Annotated in this window: 15 protein-coding genes and 2 pseudogenes; 4 read left to right on the top strand and 13 right to left on the bottom strand. The window is 55.7% G+C overall.

What is annotated here, in order from left to right; translation table 11 throughout:
• Positions 1-548: 548 nt before the first annotated feature.
• Positions 549-1,033, top strand: a pseudogene (locus CR254_RS17315) (IS6 family transposase); the annotation flags it as partial.
• A gap of 98 nt (positions 1,034-1,131) precedes the next feature.
• Here the strand turns inward: CR254_RS17315 and CR254_RS17320 are convergent.
• The 7 genes from CR254_RS17320 to CR254_RS17350 all read right to left on the bottom strand — a co-directional run bounded on the left by CR254_RS17320 (position 1,132) and on the right by CR254_RS17350 (position 8,410).
• Positions 1,132-1,797: a GntR family transcriptional regulator gene (locus tag CR254_RS17320; RefSeq protein WP_245851727.1), complete on the bottom strand. Its 666-nt coding sequence runs from the start codon at positions 1,795-1,797 to the stop codon at positions 1,132-1,134.
• A complete protein-coding gene (locus tag CR254_RS17325) occupies positions 1,790-2,863 on the bottom strand; it encodes an ABC transporter ATP-binding protein (RefSeq protein WP_097932255.1) in 1,074 nt (357 codons plus the stop codon). Before CR254_RS17325 ends, CR254_RS17320 begins: the two co-directional genes overlap by 8 nt.
• Complete coding sequence (locus CR254_RS17330) at positions 2,856-4,592, bottom strand: ABC transporter permease (protein WP_097932257.1); 1,737 nt, start codon at positions 4,590-4,592, stop codon at positions 2,856-2,858. Before CR254_RS17330 ends, CR254_RS17325 begins: the two co-directional genes overlap by 8 nt.
• Positions 4,593-4,653: 61 nt before the next feature.
• Positions 4,654-5,745: an ABC transporter substrate-binding protein gene (locus CR254_RS17335; protein ID WP_097932258.1), complete on the bottom strand. Its 1,092-nt coding sequence runs from the start codon at positions 5,743-5,745 to the stop codon at positions 4,654-4,656.
• On the bottom strand, positions 5,742-6,464 hold the full coding sequence (locus tag CR254_RS17340; protein ID WP_245851729.1) for an alpha/beta hydrolase: 723 nt from the start codon (positions 6,462-6,464) through the stop codon (positions 5,742-5,744). The genes CR254_RS17335 and CR254_RS17340 overlap by 4 nt, the downstream gene beginning before the upstream one ends.
• A 264-nt stretch (positions 6,465-6,728) precedes the next feature.
• A complete protein-coding gene (locus CR254_RS17345) occupies positions 6,729-7,559 on the bottom strand; it encodes a nitrilase-related carbon-nitrogen hydrolase (RefSeq protein WP_097932260.1) in 831 nt (276 codons plus the stop codon).
• Positions 7,556-8,410 (bottom strand): proline iminopeptidase-family hydrolase, encoded by an 855-nt coding sequence (locus tag CR254_RS17350; RefSeq protein ID WP_245851732.1) that lies wholly within the window; start codon positions 8,408-8,410, stop codon positions 7,556-7,558. Before CR254_RS17350 ends, CR254_RS17345 begins: the two co-directional genes overlap by 4 nt.
• Before the next feature lie 195 nt (positions 8,411-8,605).
• Here CR254_RS17350 and CR254_RS17355 point away from each other — a divergent pair, with 195 nt between their 5' ends.
• The gene (locus tag CR254_RS17355; RefSeq protein ID WP_097932264.1) at positions 8,606-9,388 is read left to right on the top strand and encodes an HpcH/HpaI aldolase family protein; all 783 of its coding nucleotides are present in this window, start codon (positions 8,606-8,608) and stop codon (positions 9,386-9,388) included.
• Here the strand turns inward: CR254_RS17355 and CR254_RS17360 are convergent.
• Entirely contained in the window at positions 9,346-10,038 is a 693-nt protein-coding gene (locus CR254_RS17360) for a helix-turn-helix transcriptional regulator (RefSeq protein WP_097932266.1), read from the bottom strand. The two genes, CR254_RS17355 and CR254_RS17360, sit on opposite strands and share 43 nt — an antisense overlap.
• A 3-nt stretch (positions 10,039-10,041) precedes the next feature.
• Positions 10,042-10,716 carry an RraA family protein gene (locus tag CR254_RS17365; RefSeq protein WP_097932268.1) on the bottom strand — a complete coding sequence of 225 codons (675 nt, stop codon included), beginning with the start codon at positions 10,714-10,716 and terminating at the stop codon, positions 10,042-10,044.
• A gap of 106 nt (positions 10,717-10,822) precedes the next feature.
• On the opposite strand from CR254_RS17365, the gene CR254_RS17370 reads away from it, so the two are divergent.
• Entirely contained in the window at positions 10,823-11,737 is a 915-nt protein-coding gene (locus tag CR254_RS17370; protein ID WP_097932270.1) for a LysR family transcriptional regulator, read from the top strand.
• Positions 11,738-12,169: 432 nt separating this feature from the next.
• Here CR254_RS17370 and CR254_RS17950 read toward each other — a convergent pair whose 3' ends face one another.
• Both CR254_RS17950 and CR254_RS17375 read right to left on the bottom strand, forming a co-directional pair.
• Positions 12,170-12,388 (bottom strand): hypothetical protein, encoded by a 219-nt coding sequence (locus CR254_RS17950; RefSeq protein ID WP_145996775.1) that lies wholly within the window; start codon positions 12,386-12,388, stop codon positions 12,170-12,172.
• A 146-nt stretch (positions 12,389-12,534) separates the two neighbouring features.
• Positions 12,535-13,098: a Panacea domain-containing protein gene (locus tag CR254_RS17375; RefSeq protein ID WP_097932272.1), complete on the bottom strand. Its 564-nt coding sequence runs from the start codon at positions 13,096-13,098 to the stop codon at positions 12,535-12,537.
• Positions 13,099-13,441: 343 nt separating this feature from the next.
• On the opposite strand from CR254_RS17375, the gene CR254_RS17380 reads away from it, so the two are divergent.
• Positions 13,442-14,863 carry a hypothetical protein gene (locus CR254_RS17380; RefSeq protein WP_097932274.1) on the top strand — a complete coding sequence of 474 codons (1,422 nt, stop codon included), beginning with the start codon at positions 13,442-13,444 and terminating at the stop codon, positions 14,861-14,863.
• Between the two features lies 1 nt (position 14,864).
• On the opposite strand, the pseudogene CR254_RS17385 reads toward CR254_RS17380, so the two are convergent.
• Together CR254_RS17385 and CR254_RS17390 are read right to left on the bottom strand one after the other, a co-directional pair.
• Positions 14,865-15,263: pseudogene (locus tag CR254_RS17385) on the bottom strand (IS3 family transposase); the annotation flags it as partial.
• Positions 15,264-15,319: 56 nt separating this feature from the next.
• Positions 15,320-15,516, bottom strand: a 197-nt coding sequence (locus tag CR254_RS17390) for an integrase core domain-containing protein (protein ID WP_145996776.1), incomplete at its 5' end; no start/stop codon positions are given.

Here is a 15,516-nt window from a genome sequence, read left to right on the forward strand (position 1 = left end):
CGACCTATGCCCGCTGCCCCATGCCAACCCCAACAATTGTGTGAGAACAGGGTCGTTACGACCAGTTGCCACAGCGCAGCAAACTCAACAACGTAAGCGATCGCCGCAGCATCAGGAAACGTGCGCAAGCAACATTTGGGCAAACCGTGAGTTAGGCAATCCGATCACGCGAACTAAGCGCTAAGGCTATCGCCCGACACCCACAGATCGCAGAACACGGCGTAAGTCTGCGAAGGCAGCCAAGCGCACCACTCACATATATCGGAAAGATTCTGGCTGAGGTGGCTGGATTCGCACGACCTCCCACAACCTCAATCCAGCAAGAACATAGCAACACCCTGAGACTCTTCACGGCGTGAATGTCTCACATGTGAAAATACCGGGTACTAAATGCAGGTTCAACAGTGCGGATCGGGACAAACTTCCGATCTGACGCCCCACGAAGACGTTTTTTTCACGGCAAGAGATTGCCAACCCGGCTGACCTAGCAATCAGGGAGTGCTGCATTATGACAGCCATATGATAAGTTTATATTTTTGAAGTCTTCCATGCCGCGCAGATCCCCGTTTAAGCTCCATCACTTTCCGCGCAGGATCACCATTGATCGATCAACCGTGTATCGCTGGGTTCAGAAGTTTGGCCCGGAGCTGACCAAGCGAGTAGAGAAACATCTTCGTCGCGCCAGTGTCGATTGGCATGTCGATGAGACCTACATCAGTGGCAGCGGCAAATATCGCTATTTGTGGCGCGCAATCGATGCAAACGGTCAAATGGTTGGCTTTCGCCTCACCGCGCGACGGGATGCAAAAAACGCCAAAGCCTTTTTGAACAAGGCAATTGAGCGGGTACGCCAGCATCCTCCAGAAACAATCGTAACCGGCAAGGCACAAGCGTATCGATAGAGCTTCCGGTCACTCGATCAGCCAAAGCAACCCTAAGCGGGATCGAAATAAGCCAGACAATCAGGCATGGCCAAATCCGTCACAAGAAACCCGGCACTACGGGCGCGATTCCGTTCATCAACAAACCCTTCGCTGCCGTACGATCCAGCGCATCAAAATTAAAATCCCATGAGCATCCAACAATTAGTGCGACACTCTCTTTTGATCAGGTCCCTCCCGATCTCCGACCCTAATCTACCTCGGTCGTTTGCCACCGTGTCAAATGTGCCTTGATGATAACTTGCAAAGCATGCGCATCGCCCGCCTCTATTGCATCTGCCATATCCAGGTGATCACGGCTGGATTGGCGAACCTTGGACGTGGTGGTCCAATTCGACCAATCGCCCGGCAGGTCGCGCTCGCGTAATTCATGGATCAAACTAGCAAGCGTTGTGTTTTGCAGCGGGGCAATCAACGCACGATGAAACCTATGATTCAGGCTGCGCATCTTTTGAACTGACAGCACATCTACACCCGCGTCAAATGCATCAGCCGCCACACGGATGTCAGCAATATCGGCAGCGCTAGCATTGGTCACGATCTCTACTGCAGCGGGCAATTCCAGCATTAAACGCACGTCAGTGATTTCTGAGCGCGCCTCAACCGACGGCTGCACCACGCGGAACCCGCGATTTGGCGTGTGTTCCACAATATGCGCACTGGCCAGCGTTGCCAGCGCGGTGCGCGCCGCGCTGCGCGTACAGTTATACCGGTCCTGCAAATCAATCTGGCGGAGCCATTCGCCCGGGCGCAGCGCGCCCAGAACAATGTCACTGCGCAACCGTTCAGTCACGTCATCATGCATATGGTCAATCAAGGCAGAGGTCGCCACGGTCATCTCTGTGCCCTCATTCATCCACCCCGAACACAACTGCATCTTGCGCACGAACCCAAATCCGGCCTGCGCCGCGCGGCTGTGGTGCGTCGAGCCTCAGCCGGATCGTGCAGCCTGCCACACGGGCCTCCTGTTCGAAATGATCCCCGAGATAGCTTTCGGGACCGAACTCAACATTGATTTCTGACGCATCTTGGGTTGGGACACAACGGATCAGATGCGGACGGATCGCCAGCAGCTGTGCCCCGGCACGTAAATCGGCAAGCGGCGTGCGTGCCCGAACAATCTGGCCGTCTCCCAAAGTGACCACACATGATCCTCCCCCCGAAACCGCACCGCCCGTCACTGCCAACAGATTGGCATTGCCGATAAAGCTAGCCGGGAACGGGTGGATCGGGTCGCGGTAGATTTCCTGCGGCGTGCCCAGTTGCACAACCTTGCCACCACGCATCACCACGATGCGGTCGGACATGGCCAATGCCTCATCCTGATCGTGGGTCACGTAGATCGTTGTCAGCCCCAGCTCCTGCTGGATATCCTTCAGCCACACCCGCGCCTGCTGACGCAATTGCGCATCAAGGTTGGATAGCGGTTCGTCCAGCAACAATAGCGGCGGGCGGAACACAATTGCGCGCGCCAATGCCACACGCTGTTGCTGACCACCGGACAGTTCACCGGGGTAACGATCGGCCAATGGCCCTAGCTCAACCAGTTCCAATGCCTGCGCGATGCGGGCTCGCCGCTCTGCCGCGGGCACTTTACGCAGTTTCAATGCCATGCCGACGTTATCTTCGACCGATAGATGCGGCCACAAGGCATAGCTTTGGAACACGACGCCAAAGCCGCGCGCCTCAGGTGGCAGGAAGGTGCCCGAAGTCGCATCCACCAACAACTGATCGCCAAAGGAAATGCGCCCGCCTGTGGGCTGATCCAAACCGGCAATCGCCGACAGCGTCGTGGATTTGCCGCAACCCGACGGCCCCAAAAGAGTCAGGAACTCACCATTTGTAACACTCAGATTGATACCGTCGATGGCAAGGGCATCGCCATACCGGCGCGAAACGTCTTTGAGAACGAGTTCAGTCATAGATCTTAACCTTGAAAAGCAGACGTGAGAGGATCAGCAGAACTGCGACCATCAAAATCTGAAGCGTTGCAAAGGCGGCCAGCTCACCAACATCGCCGTTAGTCCACAGCGACAGCATCGTCACACCCATGATTTCCAGACCGGGCGCGATCAGGAAAATCGCGATAATGTAGGACTTTAGATGGAACACAAAGAGCAGGATGAAACTGCCCAGCAGGGCGGGTTTGAGCAGGGGCATCATAACCAAACGCATAGAGCTGACCCAATCCGCGCCCACCGTACGCGCAGCCTTGTCCAGGTCTCGACCGATCTGGATAATCGCCGGTTGGATCACCCCCAGGGCCAGTGGCAGCGTCGCCATGACATAGGCCACAACCATGATCCCGATATTACCGCGCAGCCATCCCATCGGTGGCAAAATGATCGCTGCATAAAATATCCCCAATCCCGTAATCATGCCCGGAATGACACGCGGCGAATAGGCCAGCGCCTCAAGCGTACCCGTAAATTTGAACGAGGAGCGCTGGATAACCAACGCCACAGCGACAGCCAACACTGTCCCAAGGGCGGCGGAAACGAACGAAATCTGGAACGTATTGCTAATCGCCCGCAGGTTGGCCGGATTGCCGAGGAGTTGCTCGAAATTGGCGAAGGTCAGAACTTTGGTAACCGGCACAAGGGGCGACAGGAACGAGGTGAAGGCCCGTAACAGGATACCCGCAATAGGCACGACCACAGCGACCAGAAGGATAAGACCAGTGAGAGCCGCCAATGGCCACCGCAACTTACCTAGGCTCAGAACCATTGGACGCGTCCCCTTACCCTTGACGGTCTCATAGCGATGCCCTTGGCGTAACAGAATGCGCTGTACCATAAGCGCGGACCCCACGAGCAACATCAAAAGCAGCGACGAGGCGGCGACAAGCCCATGGTTCGGGTTCGAGGCGGCGATCCCTTCGGCGTATAGAAAGGTAGACAGAGTATCGATCCGTGCAGGCCGCGCCAGAAATAGCGGGATAGACAGGGTCTCAACCGCAATAACCAGATTCAGCGCTGACGAGGTGATGATCGACGGCACCATAAGCGGCAATGTAACCCGACGCAGCACCTGTAACGGCCCGCAGCCCACCGTACGCGCAGCACTTTCCAATGTGGAATCAACCGAGCGGACAGCGCCGTAAAGGCAATAGAGATAGGCCAGCGGCGCCTGCGAAATCCCCGCAACAACGGCCATGCCTGCGATGGAATACAGGTTCCACGGCGTCCCGCCGACATGCTGCGCGATAGACTGCGTGATAAACCCTGACGGGCCATACATGACCACCCAGCCCAGTGCGAAAATCAGATGGGAAAGGTATAGCGGCCACATCAAGACATCGCCCATGATCTGGCGGCCCGGCAAATCGGTTCGACCAATAAGAAGCGCAGCACCGATCCCCAGCACTTCGGCGATGATCACACTAAACACGGCAAAGATACCGGTTGTAAGCGCGATCCGCCCGATGCGTTCAGACTGCAAAATGTCACCGATATTAGACAGGGTGAACTGCCAGTCATCGGCATAAAGCGGACGATCGACAAAGACCTGAAGCAAGATCGGCAGGGCCGGTGCCAGCATCAGCGCGGCGGTTACGATAAAAATCAACCATTGCGCCAGACGCGCCCGGTCAAAGGATCGTTGCACACCGCCACCGCGATAGGCACGGTCCCGTTGGGTCGCATATGTCATGGAATATCCCTTTCGGCGCTGACCGGCCTGCACCCTTTTGTGCAAACCGGTCCTGTCCGGCTTACATCTTGAATGCGTCGCCCCAGCGAGCGTTGAACGCATCGAAATTCTCAACCATATCGGCATCGTAATCGATCAGGATCAGCTTTTCCTCGGACCCGATGGCCGCGATAACCTCGTCCAACGAATAGGCATTCTCATCCGCAGGTGTGACGCCAGGACGATAAGCCGTCAGATTGCCGTTCGCGACCGCATATTGCCCCGGCTCCGAGAGGACATAATCAAGGAATACGCGGGCAGCGGCCTGGTGGGGCGCATCTTTGGTGATGCCCATACCACGCAGGAAAACAGGCGTGCCGTCGGACGGGAACGTCCAGCCCAAAACCTGTTCCAGCGCTGGGTCCATACGGTTCAGCACAACCGGCGCGGAAACAAAGAACGACGAGGCCAGCTCACCTGTTAACGTACGCTCGATCATGCCTCCGGCGCCGCCACCTGGGCGAACCATCGGGCCGGCAGAGGCAAACCAATCCCATGCCGCATCACCATGATAACCAGCGAACGCATACCCGATCGATCCGCCAAATGCGTAGCGCCCATCATAGGTACCAACTTTGCCCTCAAACACCTCAGGATGAGCAACGATATTGGCAAAATACTCCTCCATCGAGGATACTTGCAGGTCCTCTGGCACCGTCAGCTTGTTGTATATCGTGACCATAGGGTCGGTCGAAAATGTATACAGGCCTGCCTCTGGATAGGACCATTCCGGCAGATTGGCCTGCTCGGGCGAAATGTAGTCATCCAGCGTGCCCGCATCGACCGCACGCACCCAATCGGGGATGGAATTCGCGATGATAAGGTCGGCGCTTTGAACACCGGTGCCGGTTTCCGCATCATAGCGTGAAAATGCCTCGGAAGGGCCCATCTCGATCGTCTCGACCTCAATATCAGGGAAAGCCACGTTAAAGGCCTCAATGACCGGACCAAGGTTGGAGCTGGACAGATTGGTGTATATCAGCAGCGAACCCTCTGTCTGTGCTTGTGCGATCAGATCACTGTAATCGGCGGGATAGCCCTCGGGCACAGCTTGCGCATTTGCGGTCTGGGTCATCAGCAACGCACAGGCGCTGGCAATCCATAGATTTTTCATTGGGAACTCCTGTTGAGTGTTTTAACGGTGCTTGCTTGTTTTTGATCAAGCCAACCTCGCAAGACATGCGAAGCTGCTTTGGTGCAGGGAGCAAGCGTATGTCCCGCACCTGGAATTAGGGTTAGCGTCACGTCTGCACCCAGTGCCGTCAGGCTATCGTGCAGTGCATGAACCTTATCGATGCGCGTCTCTCCCGCGAGGTCTGCCTGCGCAGAACCAAAGCGGGTTCCGGGACCACGATTGACGACGCCCTTTGCGCGATCCTCGCTACCGACTAAAATCGCGGTGCGCAGTGTGGTGATAGCGTGCCTGTCAAGCGTTGCACCGGTTGCCGCCTCTGCACCGCTTAGACCCGGCCACCACGTAACATCGTCACGCAACAGGGTCACACCACCCGGTGCGGCAAGGACCAGACCATCCAATTGGGCGGCGCGAAACAGGGCGTAACGCTGGGCAAATTGTGCCCCGCCGGAAAAGCCGAACAGCCAAATACGGCGCGGCCTGTGACCCAGATGTTCCAATGCCTCGGCAAGGATACAATCCATCAGGCGCAGGTAATCGGTGCCGCCGCCGTTCAAGAACTTGTAATCATCGCTCGCGTCGTGGTCGCCAATCTTTGCCGGAAATAGCGGTGCAAGTAGCGACACACCCCCGTCCAGATTCAAGCCTGACAGCAAGCCACGCACATGCCTGTCGCTGCCATGGACCGCGATAAGCAATGGTGACTCCTCTGCCGTAGCGGGCTGCAACGCGTAGCGCCAATCGGTTTTTGACAAGGTAAATGTGGGCAGACCATCCAATGGATCTATCGAAGGTTCAGGGCTGTTTTTGCCGCGCGCGCATGTATCGGAGGTCATCGCGAATCCTTCGGTTTTTGCGAACCATAGCTCGTGGTTGCAAGTTGCACCACAATCGGCGCTAAAATTGGCGCCAATTTTAGGCATGGAGTATTTTGCGGCATTCCTGCTCCCGTCACCGGCCACTTAGCGAGCATGAGTAACCTGCCCGATCTGACGTGTTTGCGACAATACGGGCAGACGGCAGCGCGTGTTGGCAACGGTCTGTACATCAATATCGGCAAGGATCACGCAGGGATCATCCTCAGCGGTAGCCAGAACCTCACCCATCGGTGAAATAATCCGCGACTGCCCGTAAGTCGCCACACCATCGCGCGTGCCGCACTGCGCGGCAGCCACAACATAGCTTCCCGTTTCAATCGCACGTGCCTTAAGCAGCACCTCCCAATGCAAGGGGCCTGTAATTGGCGAGAAGGAGGCGGGGATCATCAGAACATCGGCACCCGCCGTCGCCAATGCATGGAAAAGATAGGCAAACCGCAAATCATAACAAATCGACAGGCCCAGCGTATGACCCGCCGCGTCACAAATCACAGCGCCCCTTTCACCGGGGGATACGGCGCGGCTCTCAATAAAATCGCCCGCTCCGCCAAGCGCCACATCGAAGGTGTGCAACTTGTCATAGCAAGCAATGACACGACCCTCGGGTGAGATTACATGTGCCCGGTTCCAAACCCGCGCTCCATCCTTAGTGCGCACCAGCAAGGAACCTGTGTGCAGCCAAATACCCAATTCCGCAGCCAGCGCGATACATAACGCCAACGTCGTATCTTCGGCCTCAGGCAGGCACAGGTGCGGATAGGCCATCTGATCTTTCAACAAAATATTGGCGGCCTCGGGTAAGCTGACGACCTGCGCGCCCTGCCGGGCCGCATCACGCACAAGCGCCTCAATCATAGCGTTATTCTGCGCCACATCGTCGGCTGTACATAATTGGAGTGCAGCAAAAACAGTCACTTGGCACTCCGTTTCAGGAAGTCAGCGACGACAGACATGCATAAATCGTGCTCTTCGACATGCGGCATATGGCTTGATTTCCCCAGGATCACCCACTGCGCACAGGGGATGTTGTTGGCATAAGCCTCGGCCGCGCGCGGGGTCGCCTCATCAAAGCGCCCTGTCAAAACCAAGGTCGGGGCCTCAATAAGGTGCAACCGTGCCTCGATGGTCCAATCCTTTAGCGTGCCGATAACATGGAATTCTGTCGGCCCGTTCATCGTATGATAAACTGTCGGATAGGCCGCAATTGCATCAAATGTCGCCACCACCTCCGCTGGCCACGGGTCCATTCGGCAAACGTGATTGCGATAGAACACGTCCGTCGCGGCAAGGTAGTCAGGATGCTCAAACGCGCTTTTCTCTTCATAGGTCAGCAGCGTTTCATGCAAACCGTCCGGCAAATCGCGACGCAGGCGCAGGGCCTCCTCAACCCATGTGCGAAAGCAGCTGGGCGAATTGGCAATGATCAGCGCCTTTAACCCGTTGGGGCGTAAAACAGCATGTTCTGCGGCAAGCATTCCGCCCCAGCTTTGCCCTAGCAGGCAATAGTCGTCCTGAATCTCCAGATGACGCAAAAGACCATCCAGCTCCTCCAGAAACAGATCAACAGTCCAGAAATCAGCGGCTGCGTCCGGCAAATGCGTTGATCGCCCATTCCCGATTTGATCGTAAAACACTACTGCGCGCCCGGTTTTCGCAATTGATTTATAGGCATCTACATAGTCATGCGTACATCCCGGACCGCCATGTGCCACCACCAGAGGTGCAAGTCCGCCGCGCAGGTCTCCCACTACCCGATACCAGGTCACGTGATCCCCAAAGGGGCAAAAGCCCTGTTGAGCAGGCCTATTCTGGATGTCGGGGGCAGCGAGCATATTGGGCGTCCTCGGTCGTCAGTATCACTTCACTTTGCCGCAAGGTCAGGCTCCACATAAGATGCAACATTTTACACCCTGCCGATCATACGAAGCCGTTTTAAGCTGGCTGCAAAATGGAGCCTGCACATGAAACCTCTGCGCCAAACTCTTTTTTCCGGGGAAACGCTGCCCGCCGCTTTCCTTTTCCTAGATCAGCCCGACATAGCCGAAATCATCGGGTTGGCCGGCTTTCCCTTGATGATTGTTGATCGTGAACATGCCGCCACCGACCTTGGCAATGCGCTGCACAGTTTGCGCGCGATCCGCAGCACATCGAATGCTTTTGTGATGGCCCGTGCGCAGGACGGCACGCCTGCTGCAATCAAACCGCTACTCGATGCGGGTTTTGACGGGATCATGGTGCCGGATGTCCGCTCCGCTGACGAGGCGCGCGCCATTGCACAGGCCGCACGCTATGCGCCAATCGGTCGGCGTGGTGCGCAATTCACCGTATCACGGGCGGCACGTTATGGTGCGGATAAAAATCACTCGGAACATGCAAATAACAGCCTGCTAGTGGCGGTCATGATTGAAAGCCGTGCAGGACTAGAGGCCATCACCGATATTGCCGCAACGCCCGGCATCGACATGCTGTTTCTGGGGCCACTCGATCTCACAACTGATTATGGCACCTTTGGCGAGCTAGGCGCGCCGGAACTGTCAGAAGCGTTGCAAACCGCAGAGCAAGCCATTCTCGCAACGGACAAATTGTTAGGCGGCGCAGCATTGCCAGATCAGGATCCGGCAGACCTGTTTGCGCGTGGTTATGCGTTGGTCAGCGCGACCTCGGATGTGGGGTTGATGCGGGACGCAGCCGCGCAGGCCTATCAGGAAATCCAACGCCGACGTGTGGCGATGGCGACCGCGTGACTGCGGTTCCGCGCCTCCAACTTCGCACCTGCTGCCTGTAAGTGCTTGACCACCATGCTCTCGGACCGATCCAGCGCATAGGCGATCTGCTTGGCTGAGAGACCGTTCGCGGTCAGAGACAGGCACTGTGCCTCACGCGGGCTCAACGGATTTCGCAAATGTGGCAAAGCGGGAGAAAGTTGATCCTGCAACCGATGCGCCGCAAGGGCAAAATCGGCAAGGATCGTTTGCGCACACATATTATCGGGCAGAAAGACGGTGACTGTGGCAAACCCCTGCGCCGGCAAATGCAGCGGCACCGTGATCCCGCGCGCAAGGGCCCAGCCCAGCAGACGTTCGGCTACGTCCCCGACCTCCCCCCGCTGCAAATCATCTGCAATGACCGATGGTTCCTGCGGGTGATAGCTCCATGAAAAAGGACACGTTATACCCGCAGCCATGCTTTGAACCGGATCCGTGCGATACAGTGCCCGCCCGCACCAATCCGCAACCAATCGTTCTGCCGCGCCCCGTGCCTCAATCACATCAGGCAGGGTGAATCTCTCAGGATCAGAGGAAAATGGCGTCGTCGAGTAATCATAGATCAGGCCCAATGCGCCCTCGGGGCAGGCAGCAAAAGCCGCATCGACAAGCTGTGAGACTGGCGCCATCGATTACCCCTCTGCGGACATGTTGCTGGCCACAATTGCGCTGGCCCCAGACAGATCACCAATGCGTTGACCCGCCTCAACACCAACTATCGTACGCTCGGTCAGTGCCAATAAGGCATCCGCCCGCGTCAATGTGCTCTCCAGTTCCGCCGCGTGGATTGCCACAACTCCCAGCGCATCGGCTAGAATCGCATCACCGGCAAGGATTGGAACACCGCCAACCGATACGGGGCGATTGAGTGCACCCCCTTGCCCCTGCAAACGCGTGGTCAAAATCGAGGGACCACGGCTAAACACAGGCAACCCTATTGCAGAAAGCTCACCCGTATCAGTGTGACGGCCATCAATGACTACAGCGGCGGCACCCGCATTCAGGAGCGCGCGTGCCACACCGCCGCCAAGACAGGCCGCCGTGCGGTCCCCGCGCCGGTCGATCATCAGAACATCCCTGGGGCGCAATAATCCGGCAGCGTGGTGCAGTAATGTTGAATCCAGCGCTGGCAGGCTCAACGTGACAGCCGTTCCCACGACGGTGCCCACAGGGAATACCGGCGCCACACTTGGATCAAGCACTCCACGATCCAGAAAATGCCCAAACAGCACAGTTTCAAACGCGCCAAGCCGCGACAATAGCGAGGCAGAGATAGCAGCAGGCATCGGGTCGAGGGCATAGGTCATATCGTCATCCAGTTTTATTTTCTCTATTACGCAACCGTATAGGCTTGCCCGTCCACATGATTTACTTGATCATTGCGATAGAAAATATTGATTGCAGGACGCACATATGCAAACACACAGCCTTGAGACATTCTTCTGGGTCTCGCGCTTGTCCAGTTTTCGACGCGCGGCTGAACAGCTCAACATCTCACAGCCAACCGTATCTGCACGCATTCAGGGGTTGGAAAAGGAACTGGGCGTGACCTTGCTGCACAGGGATCAAAGCCTGACATTAACCGAACAGGGGCACGAACTACTCGACTATGCTCGCAAGGTTTTACGCCTGACCGAGGACCTATCCTTTCACAAAGGAACGCAACCGGCTGAGGCACGGCTGAGGATCGGCGCGAACGGACCAGTTACTGCGACATGGCTGATGCCGCTGACCACTCGCTTGGAGGAAACCCAACCGGGCCTGCGCCTTGAAATCGAAGTCAACCAATCGGCCACATTGCTGCAACACCTCGCGACAGATCAGCTCGACCTCGGATTTCTGTCCGAAGACCCGCACGATCCGCGCCTGCGTGTCGAACGTATCGGCGTTTATAAAATGGTTTGGGTTGCGAAACCGGGCCTATCAAGCAGCCATCTGTCCGATGCCGAACTGATGGCCAGCCCAATCATCAGCTATGGATGGCAATCGCCGATCCACGATCACACGCATGCGCCTGCATTTAGCGTCGCCCGGCATCGCCGTTTTCTGCACACTGACAGCCTGTTTATGATGATCCGGCTCGTCATAGATGGCGCTGGCTTGGCCCTGTTACCCCACGCCGCAATCGCAAACGAACTGGCAAGTGGCGCGCTGGTCATCGTGGAGGTGGAAACCAAGCCGATGGACCTCCCCCTCCTCGCGGCCCGCCCACGATCAAAGCGTAGCACGCTTGTCGATCACGCCTTGACCCTAGCCAAGGAATTGATGCCGGCTGCAAGCCCCATATCTCCATCGATCGGCCGTTATTCATCCACAGTTGCGCCGTGACCAGCGCTTCTCAAGTAGACGGAGGGATGCTGATCTACGTAAGTTCTACCTCTGCACCCCATTGAAAATGGAGGGATTACAGGGGTAGCCGCAGCGAAATGGCGGCTTGGTCCGCAGAGCCGACCTCAAGCAACGCATTAAATTAACACATGCGGCGAATGTCCGGTTCGGCGAGACGCGCTGCAACATCTCTAGTCACGACTAAACGCCAGCTTCGGGCCGTTCGCGTCGGACGACACCAAGGGCGGATTCCGGACCTTCTCCGCGCGTGCGAACCGAGCTCGGCCAGATGAAGGAAGCGGACACTCGGCCAGAATCGCGCCGCGAAACCCTAGGCCACCTACAGGTAGGGCGGCGAGCGGCCATTCACTGCCGTTGCGCAATTCGGTGGAGGCCGAAGTAAAAGGGAACACGCACAAAAAGGCGCAACGTTCACAGTTGCCGGAAATACTTCAAAACGTTTCCAGGAGTGTCTGGAGAAACCGTGATGCCAGCCTCAACGCGGTTAAACACTTGAATAGCCATGTCCGGCTGTGGAATTAAGACATTATTATTAAATCCGCGTTGAATTCGGTCCGCTTTGCTGATCTTGGCTTGGGCATAAAAGACATAAGATAAGTGCTTCACAAACGGATGATCACCAACGTCCAAGAGACACGTCCGATCGCAGCCATCATAGAATGAACTGATATTTACAAGAAGGTTCAGGCCGTGCTGACATGTGTCATTGCACACAATGAACAGATGTTTGTCTGGCCCAGAGGGGACCAGCAGGGTTCCTCTCCGATAAACCAACTCTAAAGCGACGCCAGGATATCTTGGGCATTCTGAAGGCTCTGATATTCACGAGCGCGTTTTTCAGATTCGTTCACACCCACTGCCTTCATGATCTCTTGCAGACTGATTTTGCGGGATGATCCTTTAGGATCTTTCCATTCCGGCACATTCTTGGCCACATGCGTCCAGTCACGCAAAGCCCACTTGTTCATGCTGCCAAACTGGATCCAGATGTCCGCAAGGATAGCCAGCTCCGCTTGGCTGAGTTCATCAAGGTCATCAACAGATATGTTGGTGTTGGCCAAGCCCACGTTGTGATCTTCGCGGTCCTTGAGAAAATCAGCCCATCCCACGCCCTCGGGATCATATGCGCCGCTAAGGTAGTCATAGGTGATAGAGTTTACTGGACCATGCGGCATGGATACCCGGGCTTCATCTTGAATCGGGTGCCCCCTGCGCTTCACACTTTCACGATCAGCGAGATAAACTAACTTCACTGCCTTCAAGACCGATACAGCTGATCCACCCGACTGAAGAGCAAAATATGCAATCGTTTGCGCCGCTTTTCGTGGATTGTAAGTCACTGCTTCGGTTCCTTTGTGTGAACAATACATGCACACGGAGCTTACGTTAGACAAGAGAGGTTAGTAAAATGTGAACGTTCTTAAGGAGTATCGAGGACACACTTGGGCTGATGGAGCTATTTTATCACCAGACAACATCAACGGACCGAGCCTGCGTATAGCATTCCTTTTGGCGAGTCAACAGCGGCTCTAGGGAAGCTGCGATGCGGCATCAATCTTGGCGCGAACGGTGGCTGTGGGCCGTTTCCAAGTGGGTCAACGCCTGTATTAGGGGGCAAATTTCTGCAAATATAGCTCTGAAAGTAAACAATGCGGTTTTCCAATCCGGCACAAGGAACCTCACGTGCAGAATGCAACAGAGATACTTAAAGACTTGACCGGAACTCAACCCTATCGGGTTGCGTGCCAGAATTCTGGACATGTCCAGGAAACGTGGGGACCTATTCTGCGTGATTACGAAAGGATCACGCCACAGCAGTACCGCAGGTTCTTGGATTTCGACGTGAACCAGCATTGGACCACGTTGTATCGGCAGGTCGCACTTTCACTGGACAACGATAACTTTCGTCTCGCTCTGGCCGCGCTTACTACCGACGAAGTAGATGTTGTCGCCCGCATTGACGAAGCAACTGAGGTTCCGGGTGTGGGCATTGGGACCGCGTCCGCGCTGCTCTGCACGATGGACGGCCGTTGGGGAGTATGGAACGGCACAACGGAAGCTGCATTGAAAAAAATCGGGCTTTGGCCGAGCTTCGAACGGGGTCTAACCATTGGTGGTCGCTACCAGGTCGTGAGCGACATTCTGCGCGATTTAGGGGAGCAACTGAACGTCACCCAATGGGAACTCGATCACCTGATGTGGTTGGTCCTGCAAGATGATCCCAACACGGTCCTTGAGCCAATACAGAAAGCAGAATCCGGTACTTTCAACGCACTGATCGAAGAAACTTCCGGCTATGCTCTCTCCACCTGTCGTTTTGTTCGTCACTCCCCAAAATCGGTCGGTCTTTGGAAAAAGTCACGGGCCAACCTTGAACATTATTTTGGGTATCAGCGTGACGACAATGCCAACCCGTATCATAACGCGGAAGTCGTGTTTCAATTCATCCCAAGCGAAAACTCTGCGACTGCCTTATTCGTTGGTGCATATCGGGTGCTAGAACAATGGAAGTTCCCTGAAGATCAACGTCAACACATTCTCTATCGCGCGGAGTTCGGCGAGAACGACGATCATCCGCACTCTCGGTTTGACTTGGAGCGCTTGCCTGAATTCGAGGAGTTTGTCGGTCGCGTAGAGGTGGAATGGGGTACCGGTGCGCGCGCGTGGTCGCAGTGGTGCAATATGAACCAGAAGCGGATTGCAAAGCACACAACGCAGGATGACTTGTTGTCCGACGCGTACGAGAAAATCGCCGCAGGTGTAAAGTATCGTACCAAGCACGATAGCGACCGCGAGGTTCAAGTTCAAAAGACCGTTAAGGCAGTCGCGTTGAAGGCGGGTTGCGATATTGGAACCTTAATCAAGCGGCTCGCACATGAACAAAGTCACCGGTGCAAAATCACAAACATTCCGTTCGAGCCAAGTGGGTGGAACGCGCCATCACCTGATCGGCTCGATAGCGATGATCGCGAATACGCAGACGGCAAAGTTCAAATCGTCTGTAAGTGGGTAAACTTTGCTAAGGGTAACAAACCAGACGACGTGTTCCGCGAACTTATGCTCCAAGCCGCCGAATGTATGAAAGGGGTGTTGAGGTGCCCCTAGTTTACCAGACGCCTGCCTCGTTCATTTTTTGCTGTTTCATTTCATAGTCAACCGGTGACAGCATACCGTTGTTCGTATGCTTGCGTGTTGGGTTGTAGAACATCTCGATGTAATCGAACACGTCCTGCCTTGCTGCGTCGCGTGTGAGGTAGGTCTGCCGCCTGATCCGTTCGCGCTTCAATAGGTGGAAGAAGCTTTCTGCGGCTGCATTGTCATGGCAGTTCCCACGCCTGCTCATGCTGGCATCCAGATTGTGCTTATCAAGGAACGATTGCCACTCTGCGCTGGTGAACTGGGAGCCTTGATCAGAATGGATCAGTACTTTCTGCTTTGGTTTGCGCCGCCAAACAGCAGCTAACAGTGCTTGCAAAGCGAGATCTGTGGTCATTCGGGATTTGACCTGTGCCCCAAGTTCCCCCCAGCTTGCGCGGAGTCCTTGGGGTTAAATCTGTGACCTCAGGCGGCCATTTTGTCCATTGCCTTTCTCTGCAAGAATTCCGTGGGAGTCAGGTTGCCCAAGGCTGAATGTGGTCTGCGCCAATTGTAATCCTCTTGCCATTCTTCCAGGATTTTCCGTGCATCGCCTAACCTACCAAACAGCGTTTCGTTAAGGCATTCATCTCGCAGCTTGCCATTGAAGCTTTCAATGAAGC

It is taken from the genome of Pontivivens marinum, assembly GCF_900231835.1.
Lineage (GTDB): Bacteria > Pseudomonadota > Alphaproteobacteria > Rhodobacterales > Rhodobacteraceae > Pontivivens > Pontivivens marinum.